The sequence below is a fragment of the Psychrobacter sp. Cmf 22.2 genome, from assembly GCF_001921745.1.
In the GTDB taxonomy this organism is placed as follows: Bacteria; Pseudomonadota; Gammaproteobacteria; order Pseudomonadales; family Moraxellaceae; genus Psychrobacter.
This window is the reverse complement of sequence record NZ_MRYA01000025.1, coordinates 1-308: the sequence shown is the minus strand read 5'-3', so window position 1 is coordinate 308 and position 308 is coordinate 1. Positions and strand designations below refer to the sequence as shown.

At 45.1% G+C, this 308-nt stretch carries 1 pseudogene; it reads right to left on the bottom strand.

From position 1 onward, the window contains the following. Window positions 1-308, bottom strand: a pseudogene (locus BTV98_RS13180) (aconitate hydratase B); the annotation flags it as partial.

Here is a 308-nt window from a genome sequence, read left to right as displayed (position 1 = left end):
CGGCTTGTGCATAAATGTTGTAATAACCTTCTTCCATCAATTGGCGCGCATCCATTTTCGTTGGTGGCGCAATCCATAGACGAGTTTTGAGGCTACCTGCTGGTACATCTTGTAGCAGTTTACCCGCTGCACGGAAATGACCAATGTTGGTCATACATGAACCAATGAATACTTCATCAATGGTATCACCAGCGACGTCAGCCAATGTTTTAGCATCGTCTGGATCGTTCGGGCAGCAAAGAATCGGCTCTTTAATATCAGACATATTGATTGTCATGTCGATGGCGTATTCTGCATCTTCGTCAGCA